We start from the raw sequence: 12,186 nt of genomic DNA on the forward strand, positions 1-12,186 counted from the left end.
ATAGATAGCTTAAGTATGAAAATTCAATAGGAAAAGACTCAAAACTAGCCACAAAAATTAATCAAAACAGCCCATAAACTTTTATCTTCAACAACACTAGCTAGCATTAGTTTAAGGTAGAAAAGTCTATCTACATCATTTCAATTTCATCTTCCCTAAACCAACCAGACTCTAAACTCTTCCTCTTAACAGCTTCAGGATCTTTTGTATATGCAACGACAGCTAAGCTCTTTTCTGCCCTACTACATATCACATAAAATAACCTTCTAGTTCTTGATAGAACAGAGTCTTTACCTTCTGATTGATTTCGTATATCCGTCTGGGACAACTCTTGAGCACCAAATAGTTTTTCATAGCGGAACAAAAATCCATTTGCACTATTATCGTCCATAATTGCCATAACACGCTCAAACTCTAACCCTTTAACCCCTTGATGTGTTCCATACCCTAACTCTTCATTAATATAAAGAGCATAGTTTTCCAAATGACTGATAGGAGCTAAAAAAGCCTGATTCCACGCAATTGATCGTTTACTTAAATTCTCTTCTTCCTCGTCGTTTGTCTCGTCAGATGAACCTACAAGAAGAACATTTAGTTCATCAGGAATGTAAAGTAGCTTGCAATCTTTTATCAAACGCAGAACCTGTACTAAAGGAGGATCAAGTTTCGAGACTATGGCTCTTACTTTATCAACTGACTTATCTGTATTTTTAAGAGTCAATATTGGATCTAAGCAAAAATCCACGTTATTAGAGCTAATAACTCCAGAGTATTTTTTGATAATACTTGCAATAGCAAACTCATCTCGAACTCGAATTGCGTTAACAAGAGGTAACAAGCTATTGCACAAAAACCTTAAAGAAACATTTGTTCCGTTAAGTAAGGAATCTCTCAGACTGTCAACTGTTGCAAGTGGCAAATAAAACTTATCGAAGTTCCCCCTGATAGCTGCCATTGCATGTTCCAAAGTAAGAGCTTTTATCTTATTTGGTTCAAGCCAAAAAGAATCATCTGAAATAGCTGACATCTTAGCTCTAATTAAAGCTTCTACATCTCGCTCACGCGCAGTATCAGAATCAATAATAAACAACCTAACGATTCCAAGCGACGCTCCTGATTTTGGCTCCTGCTTTTTCTTGTCATCCTCTTCGCGAATACTGTTAATTAACTCTATTACTCGCTGCGGACAGCGGTAATTTATCGTCTTTAATGGGGTCTTCCAATCGTCAGGCAATGAGGATTCAAGATCATGTTTCCCTCCTCCATATATCCTTTGCATGAGATCTCCAAATAACCCAAGAGAAAACTTCGAACAATTCAGACTTTGAGTTTGAATGAAAGCCTCCATGAGCTCTTTTCTAGTGTCCTGACTTTCATCTATTAAAAGTATGGGATACCTATTCGTAAGTATATTTTGGAGTAACGGGCTCTCATTCAATAGAGTTGCAGTAATCTGTATCACTTCTTCATGAGAAACCGTACCTCTTTCGGCTCTATTACTTGTAGGCGAGTACGAAAATTTTTTAACCAATCGTAATTCGTCTAATCTCGTAACTTTAGACTCTCTTTTTCTAATATTTTGCTGAGCTGTCTTACCGTTAATGTCTCTGGCTTTCGAGATTTTTAAGTTAAGATCCTCGATATCGGCACTAAGTTTTGTCTTAAGCCACCCTTTAATATCTTCGGTAAACGGTTTAATCATCTCCCAAACAAAGCTATGGATTGTGGATACGTGAAACAATGGGTCATAAGACAAACGTCGTTGAATTTCGTTACACGCTGCATTTGTATATGTTATGACCCCGACCCGTTGACCATTTTGGATAAGGCGATCTAAGTTGTTCTCTCGTATTTCTTGTAATACATTTACTAGAGATCTAGTTTTACCTGAACCAGCACCAGCAAATAATAGAAAGCTCTTGGGGTTATCAAGGTTTAGATATCCGTAGATTTCATGATCGACCCCGATTAGGCTGTTAGGCTTACTCACCAATCATTTCCTCCATAATTTTAGAGGCTTGATTTTCTGGTACCCATGTATAGTCTAAGCTCATCGTCTCTAGCTCACTCTCTAGCCAAGCTAGCCCCTCGCTTATGTACTCTGGGACAAGCAGCTCGTTAGGTTCAACATCAAACAGTAGGTCTAAAGCCATTTTTGCTTTCTCTCCATCGAGAGCTTTATACATAGCATTGCAACAAGCATTTAGTGTTGTCATTTTTGTAGCTAAATGCATTTTCTTTACCATTCCAGTTGAGTTTCTTAGCGTCTTAAAGAGCTCGAAGTTCGTCAGAGCTACTGCATCTTCGAACGTATAAGGAATAACTTCTTTCGTCGTTCTCGCATTCGGCGTGAATTTAGTCTGAATACCATATTGGAAAGATACGCGAACGTTACCTTGAACTTTTCGCTCAGGCGGTAGGTCAAGCAGGTCATCCAAAGTCAACTTACTAAAATCAAACCAAGTTTTTAGTGTTTCACTGCCAAACTCTAAAGAAGCCCCTCTTTTCGGGCGTGCTTTATTTCTTAGAGAGTCACACGCATCAGTATCGGTAATGACTAATGTTGGTAAACCTAGTAGTTCAATTAGAGGACGTAATCTTTGCGCATGAGCACCACCAATTTCCAATATTGAAATATAGCTTCGTCTCAAATCCTTATGATGGTTGGAAATGAAATGTGGTAGAAGCATCCGTTCCGCAGCCCCCTCTACCAAAATCACCCCATTAGCAAAGAACAAGTCGCAATGAGTTGTCTTTAGATATCTTGAAACAAATTTGTTCGTGGATGATACATCAGTTTCACTTTTCTTCTCGGAGGGAAAAACTGTCGCAAGGTTCACCACTTCAGCCTGAGGAGTAGGTTGTTCTCTAGAAGCAGGTTTTCTTTTGAAATAGCGAAGGGATTCAAAACCTGCTTCATAAGCAACGTAGCTAGAGTGGGTACTAATAACCATTTGGGTCGTCAGATTATCTTCAACGGCTCCATATTCTCTGAGTACCTTATAGGCTTTACGAACAAAAACCTGTTGTACTTGAGCATGAAGGTGAGCTTCTGGTTCTTCAACCAAAACTAAATGAATAGGTTCAATCGCCGCATCTTCTTCCGAACGCTTTTTGCCTATTTTTCCGACCTTCAACCAACGATCTCGGAAGGTAATCAACTGAAAAATTATATGGATCAAGTTTTTGTAACCCAATCCATTGTATTGCTCAGGAAGAGAAAATGTATTGTCACCGAAATTCTGTTTTCTAACGTCAAAGATTACAGCAGCATCATGCTCTAAAGTATCGATCGGGTTCAACCTGCTCGATAGCTTAATATCAGGATCGGTAAACCCTGGATATCCAAGCTCCTTTATCTCGCCAAGAGTTTTTTCAAAGGCTTTATCCAATCGAGAATCAAACTCGATTTGAGCCTTTTCAACTGCCTCTAACGCATCTAAATCTTCAGCCTCAGGCATATCAGATGGGTTTAAATGACGCTTGTAGTATTCATTTAGCTGTGAAGATAGACTGCTAGCTGGCTTTCCTAAATCGGAGTGAGGGTCAGAAAAGCCTCTTTGCGCTTCAATTGTATCGACTCGAAAAATACCCTTAAATGGATCAGAATCAAAACAAATAGCGTCATTTGTAAGCGTTTGTGCTATATCTCTCTTAGCAGGGTCAAGTAAGAACGCTTTGATTTCAAATTCAACATGTAGTTTTTCCTTGAGATAATCTTTAAAGTCTCTTGGCCAAAGTGATAGTTGTTTCTCACCATTCACTTTAACTACAGCTTCACGCTCACGTACGTAATTTTCCCGTAAATTATCCAAATTTTTTGGCTGATATACCAAGCGAACCCCCAAAGGCTCGCCATTCCACTTCAACGTAGGTATCAAGTGAGAAACTCTCTGAACCTCACTAACGTCCGCTTCAATCCAAACATCCAACGACGGACAATAAGGTTGCCAATTTAATAAATCTAATCCAATAAAAGCACTTGTATCCTCATTCATCCATGATTGAGCAAATCTATTCAAAAATATCCAATTGCATAAAGTAAAATCTGTTGACGTTATTTTTTTCCCTTTATCTAGAAAACAAATCAACGCATCTGTCGCAGAAGTCTTTCCACTATTATTTGCACCAACTAAAAGTGTTTGCTCCTCCGAAAAATCCACACGACAACGCTTTAATTTTCTAAAATTTTGAATATCTACAAAGCTAATTTTCATGAGTTTCTCATCAGGTTACCATTAAGCAATTATTTTAATATTAAATCGTATATACATTGTTGATCCATATATCAAATAAACTCAATAATTTTAATTTTAAGAATAGACCAATTAAAAACTCATCATAACCAAACTTTCTACTCCCTCAAAACATAACGAGTACTGCGACCACCCGCCCCTGCTTTAACCAAACAACCAAGATCACCAACATAGTTAAATGCCGAGATGCTGTGGGCTTACTTACCTTTGAAACTTTATGGTATTGATAGGTGTTAATACCCTCTTCAAAATCTCCATCTAACATTCAATTAAGCACTTTTACTTACTCTTCTGTCAGCTTGGTTCAATGTACAACCGTCAATATTAGAACTTGCATTTACCAACCAGATAATCCAAGATCATTTTGTAGGTATATTAAGCCTACAAGGTAAGAGAGAGACTAAGTCGGATTGAAATACCCTCTCCTCCCGCTGACTAAAACAGCATTTTAAGCGAGTAATGTCGGGTTAAAGTGTATGTCGGTGACCATGCAAGACATGGTGTTAACTAGGTAATCCGGAATTATTTATGAAAATGAAAAAGGCTCTGACAAAATCAGAGCTTCTTTTATGCATTCAACTTTGGTAAATCGACTCATCTATATTTTACTCCCCCAAAACATAACGAGTACTTCGACCTCCAGCCCCTGTTTTAACCAAACAGCCAAGCTCAACTAACGTTGCTAAGTGCCGAGTTGCAGTGGGCTTACTGACCTTTGCAACTTTATGGTATTGAGAGGTGTTAATGCCCTCTTCAAAATCGCCATCTAACATTCTATTCAGCACTTTTACTTGCTCTTCTGTCAGCTTGGTTTGATCAACCTTGCGCCAAAAGTTAGTTTTAAAAATCGTTCTGTCTATTTCGTTAAAGACTTCTGAAAACGTACTCTCAAGAGTTTCAAAAAACCATTGTAGCCAAGCGGTAATATCTAACTCTCCTTTTTGGGTTTGCTCTAAAATCTCATAATAGCTTTTGCGGTTCGCCAAGATACCCACCGACATCGCATAGAATCGAACCGATTGCTGCTCAGCTTGGGCTAATGCGAGATCGGTAAGTAGACGAGTGATTCTTCCATTACCATCATCAAGTGGATGAAGCGTCACAAACCACACATGAGTTATTGCCGCTCTTAATAGAGGATCTAACGAAGTGTCATTTTTTGACGTGTTGAACCAATCAATAAACTGATTCAATTCAGCATCAAGAGTATCTCGGCTTGGCGCTTCAAAATGGACAATAGGACGATCAATGCGGCCAGACACGACTTGCATAGGTGCATCGCCTCGTAATTGCCCACCCACCACAGGATTAAACATGGTGTAGCCTTGAGGAAATAAACGATGATGCCAATGTAAAATACGATCTAGCGTTAAAGAGGTGTCTAAGTTTTCTACCGCATCAAGCATGATCTCGGCAAGGCCATCAGTTTGCTCTGTGGTTGGAAAAGGTCTTTCTTCACTTAATCCTAATTTATTAGCCAGAGAAGAGCGCACCGAGAACGCATTCAACGTTTCACCTTCAATCGCGCTTGAGTGGACAATATTGGCAAGTAACGTATCAAGCATCGCTTTTTCTTGGTCTTGACTCGTCATCTTGCCTAATAAAAGCCCTTGGTTAAATCTAACCGACCTTAATAACGGTTCAATAACGTGTTCATCCCAATAAAAATGAGGCCATTTATCTTGCTGCCATATCCACATAATGCCTTCCTCTGATTCAATTTCGCTTAATCTAATCACAGTATGATTTGAATATAACGCTTATTCAAATCATTTAATGATGTGATTAACCCTCCTATTCACATCAAAACGTGATGTGATTAGAGGTATTATTCGCATCACGACAAGTCAAAACTCGATTCACTTTCTTTGATAACCGCTACTTGCGATTTTTCTGTGTATCGTAACTGATGTGCTTATCTACGTTCTTTAGTTGGACCCCAACCTTATTAAACGCCTTTTGGATAGTTGCTGAAACGTGAAGCTGGTCTTCTCCCATTAAAAAGTGTGCTCTATCTTGATCCGTTTCAAATACGCAGACGATTTTTAAGCTCTGTGGAAAAGATGAGAATTTGACCGTATGAGTCACCCAAAGAAAACCATCGTAGCCTTTTAACGTATCTTCACAAACTTCGGTTAACACTTCTCTAATTTGATTTTCGATCTTCTTATCTGATTTACGCATAATGCAAACTTCCTATTTAACACTTTTAAAAACGTTTTCGAGCAATATTATCTTAAACGATATTAAGTTGTGTGGCAGTTTCAAATGCAAAGTATTTACAGTAACACCTGAAAACCTCACAGTGTGGGAATGTAGTAAATGAGTAAATATGGCCACAGAGTTTGAGATTGGAGCCGAGGAGTTAGATAGACAATAAAAAGCCGCAATGAATGCGGCTTGATATTGGAAAAATGTGATTTTCACGCAGTGACGTTAGTTTGTTTTTGATATTGCGTGCTGCTCTGCAATGAAAGCGATCTCTTTATCATTTAAGCAAGATTTACTGACATATTGGCGCTGTTTACCTATATGCAAGATAAACCCTAAATCGCTTTGTTCAAGTTGATCAATTTCACTCCATGCAATGCTACGAGTGATTTTAGCGCTTTTATAACTCACTCCTTTAACGTCAGCCTGAAACACCACTTTAGTACCAGAAAGCGAGCTGATTTTTTGTCGCCATAACCACCACGTTCTTTTAAAGTAGATACTAAGCCCCTCAATAATACTCAAAACAATAAAGAACCAACCAACATATCCATTAGGTAATAGTTCAAGTTTTAATAAAACCACACCAAAAAGAAGAAATAATATTCCTTTTAAATAGGCTTTGGGAAATTTAACAGGGTGACTAGTTTGATCATAACACTCGGCAAAGAAAGTCTTGTCGAGTGTGTATTCTGTGGTGACACTAAAATCTTTAGACATATAGGGCTACTTTACGCTTTTATGTGAATGAGTTTCTTATGCTGCGATGTGCAACTCGGATATTGTACCGCTTCTCGGTGCTTTTCTACATTCAAATATATCTTAAAGTCGATTAGGTATATAGAATCAGCCCAATCAAAATCAGTGAACTCTATAGGGAAATAAAATGACATATGAAGTACTAGATGTCAGCCAGTGGGCGCGAGCTCAACACTTGAAATTTTATCAAGGCTTTAGTCACCCTTGGTATAACATCTGCTCTAATATCGACGTAACGGCGCTGCACCAATATTGTAAGCAGCATAATCACCGTTTCTTTCACGCTTATCTTTACCTAACTCAGCAAGCACTAAATAAATGTGGAACCGATGAGCTATCGCCTTGTAGGGGAAGAAGTACGTATTTACTCGCCTATGTGTGTCAGTGTCGCGCTGCTCGCCGATGATAATACGGTACGTTTTTGCGATTTAGACCATGAGCCTACGTTTTCTGACTTTACGATCAGTGCAGCAAAATCCGAGACTAGGATTAAGAACACGCCTTTTATTGTAGAGCAGTTCATTGGCCAAGAAATGAAGCAGAATACGATTCATTTAACCGTATTGCCATGGGTCGATTTCACTAGTATGACTCATGCTAGAGACGTTAACTTCCCTGACAGTGTGCCAAAAATGGCATTTGGGAAATTGGTTCAGCAAGGTGAGCACTGGCGCATGCCGCTATCCATTGAAGTGCATCATGGTTTAATGGATGGCTTGCATGTGGGGCAATTCATACAGACATTACAAGCGATGTTTGATACCCCATCACAGCTTGAACAATCAAAATAGGCTTACTTATCTTTATTATTTTAATAGTGGTAATAGCTTTAACCATCCATAAATTGGCTTTCTGCCGATGAACAGATATAACCCTCTTGTATAATTTTGCTTTGTAATACATGTAAATGACGTCTGCTACTTACCCATTTAGCATGAACTTCAATCTTTATACCCAGTTTTATTGGTCGGTGAAAGCGAGTACATAAACTAACCGTCATTGCATGAATTTCAAGATTATATAAACAATGCAGCATTGCACTATCATGCAATGCTGTAATTAATCCCCCTTGCATAACACCGTCGTAACCTTCTACTTTTTCTATTGGTACAATTTCGGCATATATTTCTCGGTCATTACTCACTTGAAAATTGATCGGCTGTTCAGAAAAAAAAGCATGCTGACAGACCCGACATTGTTGATGATCATTAGGTATAGAGAGTGACATTATCCACCAATAATTTTTGTTAATTTAATGAATAAACTATAACTCCATGTTGTTAGCATATGCCAATAACCATTTCGCATTCTAAGATCTCATATATAACGAATACTTGTAAGATCAAGGCTATTTGTCAAATCACGTTATTCCGTTAACCATAAAGGTTTTGAATTCCAATGATAACAAAAGGTTATTATTTTAATAAAATTTGATAATTTCACGTAATATCAATTCTTACCTATACTCTCCTACATCGAAACAACATAACGAATTAATAAAACGTATTTGGAGCACATTATGAAAATGAATCACGTTGGTATCATGGTTGGCGATATGGACAAAGCTGTTGAGTTCTACACTAAAGCGTTAGGCCTACGCATTGTAATGAACAACACGAAAGTAATCGAAGAGCGTGAATCTGCTATTGGTCGTATGTGTATCGCCGTATTCGGTGAAGGCTTTAAAGGCTTCAATATTGCGCACCTTGTAACATCTGATGGTATCGGTATTGAGCTGTTCGAAATGAAAGAGCGCCAAGAACGTCATGACGTAGATTTTTCTCGTCTAGGCATCTTCCACTTCTGTCTACAAGTGCCAAAAGAGCAATTTCATACCGCAATCAAGCGTGTTGAAGAATATGGTGGCAAGGTTCGTATGGACATTATGCGTTACCACCCAGAAGACGAACTAAAACAAGCACAAATGGTTTACCTAGAAGACCCATTTGGTAACCTTTTTGAGTTCTATTCCCACTCTTACGAAGATACATACGCATCTGATTACGAGTAATCGTTCTCTGTAAATACGGCATTAAAAAAGGATTGGTAGATATGCCAATCCTCTCACCAACACAACCGATTGATTTTATAATTAAAAAAGATTTATGATAAATTTTAAATCACAACTTAAATATTTTAATTATTCACCTCAAAAGCACTTCCCTATTAGTAATAACTGTAAAAAATAACAGTTTGAACTATAGTTTAAGTAAGGTTAAACCATCATTTTTGCAACCTAGAGTATAACTAACCTCAACTCAGAACCACCCAAGCCATTCAGTACTGTTTCTTTAGCCTCACTACGTTGAAATCAAATAATATCCGTTTCTAAATTTGTATTGCCCATATTTTATCTCCACATCAGAAGGGTTAATAAATTCATATGAAAAAATCATTACTTTTAAGTACTGCCACATTATTAGGACTGACTTTCTCAGCATTTGCCAAAGAACCTGTAAAATTACTTTTACTAGATTGGGGGAGCCAAAAGGTATTAACAAAAGCCCTAGGAAACCTGCTTACGCAGCAAAATATTCCGATTGAGTATGTTTATTCTGATGAAAATTCTCAATGGTACAAACTTGCTCATGGTAAAGCTGATGTGCAAGTCGAAGTCTGGGAGGGCTCAATGGCTACAAAGTTTCAAGAACTCATTGATTCTGGTTATATTTTGGATGGTGGCACACATATAGCGACGACTAGAGAGGAGTGGTGGTATCCTGATTATGTCGAAAAACGTTGTCCAGGGTTACCAAATTGGGCCGCATTAAAAGAGTGCTACACTATTTTTTCTGAAGGAAAGGAGCGTGGTATTTATTATACAGGTCCTTGGGAAAAGCCTGATGAGGCACGCATAAGGGCCCTAGAACTCCAATTTGATGTAGTAAAATTGAAAAATGGTGACGAAATAAATAAAAAAATCAGAAAGTACATCGCCGACAAAAAACCACTCTTGATTTTTAACTGGACCCCAAACTGGGTTGAAGCACAATATCAAGGAAAGTTTGTGGCATTTCCCGAATATGCTAAAGAATGTGAAAGTAAAGCCTACTGGGGAATAAACCCTAAATTCATGTGGGACTGTGGAAACCCTATCGATGGCTGGCTAAAAATCGCTATATCAACATCCCTACTAGATAAATCCCCATGCGCTGTGGATATTATCCACTCATTTTCCCTAGATAATGAACAAGTTGCACAAGCTGCAATCCTTATTGATGAGAAAAATATGTCTATTGATAAAGCCAGTAATGTATGGATGGAGCAGAATAAAGAATACGTAAAAAAATGGCTGTCACATTCCTCATGTAACAAAGAGATCTTATGAATAACTCTTTATGAAAAAATTAAACAGCCATCAATTATAATTGGTTTAATGTCTTAACGTTCTGTTCGATTTACAAGTATTTCTCTATTGGCAGCAATTGCAATAATCGGGATTCAAATCGCTCCCATCGGCCAGTTTCGGGCTCTTTTTCCCAATACTGCTCACCTGAATACCAACGAATATCCCCCTCTTGCAACTTCAAATGCCAACTGTTCTTTTCATCCATCGCTTTTTCTATATCGCTAGCAAGACGCTCTGCAATCTTTTGATTTTTAATAATTAGAATTGATTCTGTATTAAGGTAAGTTGAGCGTAAATTGAAGTTAAAAGAGCCGATACTCGCTATTTTATCATCAAAAACAGCGGATTTGGCGTGAAGACCGTACGCTAATGTTGGCGCACATTTAGACACATTACGGGTCGATTCCTCACACAATTCAGTTTCTGGCTTTAACTCAAACAATTGTATACCATGCTCAAGCATATCTTTACGGCGACCTGCATAGCCAGAGTGATTAGTGGTTAAATCATTTGAGGCCATTGAGTTAGTTAATGCTTTTATTTGCACACCGTTGTTACTTAACTTCTGCCACTCTGCTAATTGGCTATCATCAAATATCAAATAAGCCGATTCTAATACGATCTCTTTATCTGATTCACTGGCTAGTTTAGCTAATTCTTTCGCTGTTGCTTTGGGTTCATTGGTATTGTTTGTGTCTAAAGGTACTGGGCGATCAAATACAAAACGGGCGTTAACCCAAGTCATTTTACCCATCAGATCTTGTAAGAATTGGTGTGCGATTTTATTGCCTTCTGGTAAGGCCGGATAATTTGTATAAATTGGTGCTGCTATCTCATCCAATACGGGTTGATCTGGTGATGTTGCCTTACCCAATAAATCAACAGGGTAAGACCAAGTACTGTCCCAATATTGACTAAAGCTCGTCTGAATATCAGCCACCACAGAGCCCGTCACTAAGACATCACGGTCACGAAAGTTAATGTCATCAGAGAGATCAAAATATTCATCGCCAATATTGCGTCCACCAACAACAGAGAAAGCCCCATCAACAGTGAATGATTTATTGTGCATACGACGATTTAAACGAGAGAAATCCCCTAAGAAGTTCACCCATTTGGTAACACCGCGGCGAGTTGGAATAGGATTAAACACACGGATCTCAGCTTGAGGGTGCGAGTTAAGTGCAATCAAGAGATCTTCACGCTCATTCAAATTGATATCATCGAGCATTACACGTACTTTTACACCGCGATCAGCAGCAGCTAATAAACGGCTTGCAAGATAATGACCTGATGCGTCTGAGTTCCAGATGTAATACTGGATATCAATGGAATGTTCGGCGGTTTCAATTAATGCTAAGCGTTGAGCGAGTGCATCCCACCCTGAATCTTGCAGCAAAACCGCACTTGTTTCTTGTGTCTCTTTTTGAGGTAACGATGTGTCTCTTAACTCAGATAAGCGACTTGCTAATGGCGTAACAGCGGGCTCATTAGCGTGTTCAACCTCATCAGGAAGTGATCCACACCCTGAAAGAATAGCGACAAAAAATAGGGTGATATTAATGCGTTTAAGCACTGACATTTATTAAACTTCCTTTTTACTATTGAGCA

Annotated in this window: 11 protein-coding genes and 1 pseudogene; 4 read left to right on the plus strand and 8 right to left on the minus strand. The window is 38.4% G+C overall.

Annotated elements, in window-relative coordinates:
• Positions 1-130: 130 nt before the first annotated feature.
• From ACU5DF_RS14090 to ACU5DF_RS14115, 6 genes and pseudogenes are all read right to left on the minus strand, one after another.
• Positions 131-1,990 (minus strand): UvrD-helicase domain-containing protein, encoded by a 1,860-nt coding sequence (locus tag ACU5DF_RS14090; protein ID WP_446713319.1) that lies wholly within the window; start codon positions 1,988-1,990, stop codon positions 131-133.
• Positions 1,983-4,217, minus strand: a complete 2,235-nt coding sequence (locus ACU5DF_RS14095) for an ATP-dependent nuclease (protein ID WP_446713320.1) — start codon at positions 4,215-4,217, stop codon at positions 1,983-1,985. The genes ACU5DF_RS14090 and ACU5DF_RS14095 overlap by 8 nt, the downstream gene beginning before the upstream one ends.
• A gap of 137 nt (positions 4,218-4,354) precedes the next feature.
• Positions 4,355-4,521, minus strand: a pseudogene (locus tag ACU5DF_RS14100) (DUF4172 domain-containing protein); the annotation flags it as partial.
• Between the two features lie 340 nt (positions 4,522-4,861).
• On the minus strand, positions 4,862-5,956 hold the full coding sequence (locus ACU5DF_RS14105; protein ID WP_446713321.1) for a Fic family protein: 1,095 nt from the start codon (positions 5,954-5,956) through the stop codon (positions 4,862-4,864).
• A 178-nt stretch (positions 5,957-6,134) separates the two neighbouring features.
• A complete protein-coding gene (locus tag ACU5DF_RS14110) occupies positions 6,135-6,440 on the minus strand; it encodes a Fis family transcriptional regulator (RefSeq protein WP_446713322.1) in 306 nt (101 codons plus the stop codon).
• Between the two features lie 252 nt (positions 6,441-6,692).
• Positions 6,693-7,187, minus strand: coding sequence for a YcxB family protein (locus tag ACU5DF_RS14115; RefSeq protein ID WP_446713323.1), 495 nt, complete (start codon positions 7,185-7,187; stop codon positions 6,693-6,695).
• Between the two features lie 166 nt (positions 7,188-7,353).
• On the opposite strand from ACU5DF_RS14115, the gene ACU5DF_RS14120 reads away from it, so the two are divergent.
• Entirely contained in the window at positions 7,354-7,632 is a 279-nt protein-coding gene (locus tag ACU5DF_RS14120; RefSeq protein ID WP_446713324.1) for a CatA-like O-acetyltransferase, read from the plus strand.
• Entirely contained in the window at positions 7,556-8,017 is a 462-nt protein-coding gene (locus tag ACU5DF_RS14125; protein WP_446713325.1) for a CatA-like O-acetyltransferase, read from the plus strand. Before ACU5DF_RS14120 ends, ACU5DF_RS14125 begins: the two co-directional genes overlap by 77 nt.
• Before the next feature lie 38 nt (positions 8,018-8,055).
• Here ACU5DF_RS14125 and ACU5DF_RS14130 read toward each other — a convergent pair whose 3' ends face one another.
• On the minus strand, positions 8,056-8,454 hold the full coding sequence (locus ACU5DF_RS14130) for a PaaI family thioesterase (protein WP_446713326.1): 399 nt from the start codon (positions 8,452-8,454) through the stop codon (positions 8,056-8,058).
• A gap of 291 nt (positions 8,455-8,745) precedes the next feature.
• On the opposite strand from ACU5DF_RS14130, the gene ACU5DF_RS14135 reads away from it, so the two are divergent.
• Positions 8,746-9,237, plus strand: coding sequence for a VOC family protein (locus ACU5DF_RS14135; RefSeq protein WP_446713327.1), 492 nt, complete (start codon positions 8,746-8,748; stop codon positions 9,235-9,237).
• A 372-nt stretch (positions 9,238-9,609) separates the two neighbouring features.
• Positions 9,610-10,554, plus strand: coding sequence for an ABC transporter substrate-binding protein (locus tag ACU5DF_RS14140; protein ID WP_446713328.1), 945 nt, complete (start codon positions 9,610-9,612; stop codon positions 10,552-10,554).
• A 70-nt stretch (positions 10,555-10,624) separates the two neighbouring features.
• Here the strand turns inward: ACU5DF_RS14140 and ACU5DF_RS14145 are convergent, their stop codons facing one another.
• Positions 10,625-12,157, minus strand: a complete 1,533-nt coding sequence (locus ACU5DF_RS14145) for a phospholipase D family protein (protein ID WP_446713329.1) — start codon at positions 12,155-12,157, stop codon at positions 10,625-10,627.
• Positions 12,158-12,186 lie beyond the last annotated feature (29 nt).

This window comes from Aliivibrio wodanis, assembly GCF_052920805.1.

Excerpts from the sequence above, each read along its gene's own strand:
- ACU5DF_RS14095 (WP_446713320.1), bottom strand. The coding sequence starts at position 4,217 with ATGAAAATTAGCTTTGTAGATATTCAAAATTTTAGAAAATTAAAGCGT.
- ACU5DF_RS14105 (WP_446713321.1), bottom strand. The coding sequence starts at position 5,956 with ATGTGGATATGGCAGCAAGATAAATGGCCTCATTTTTATTGGGATGAA.
- ACU5DF_RS14110 (WP_446713322.1), bottom strand. The coding sequence starts at position 6,440 with ATGCGTAAATCAGATAAGAAGATCGAAAATCAAATTAGAGAAGTGTTA.
- ACU5DF_RS14115 (WP_446713323.1), bottom strand. The coding sequence starts at position 7,187 with ATGTCTAAAGATTTTAGTGTCACCACAGAATACACACTCGACAAGACT.
- ACU5DF_RS14120 (WP_446713324.1), top strand. The coding sequence starts at position 7,354 with ATGACATATGAAGTACTAGATGTCAGCCAGTGGGCGCGAGCTCAACAC.
- ACU5DF_RS14125 (WP_446713325.1), top strand. The coding sequence starts at position 7,556 with ATGAGCTATCGCCTTGTAGGGGAAGAAGTACGTATTTACTCGCCTATG.
- ACU5DF_RS14130 (WP_446713326.1), bottom strand. The coding sequence starts at position 8,454 with ATGTCACTCTCTATACCTAATGATCATCAACAATGTCGGGTCTGTCAG.
- ACU5DF_RS14135 (WP_446713327.1), top strand. The coding sequence starts at position 8,746 with ATGAAAATGAATCACGTTGGTATCATGGTTGGCGATATGGACAAAGCT.
- ACU5DF_RS14140 (WP_446713328.1), top strand. The coding sequence starts at position 9,610 with ATGAAAAAATCATTACTTTTAAGTACTGCCACATTATTAGGACTGACT.
- ACU5DF_RS14145 (WP_446713329.1), bottom strand. The coding sequence starts at position 12,157 with ATGTCAGTGCTTAAACGCATTAATATCACCCTATTTTTTGTCGCTATT.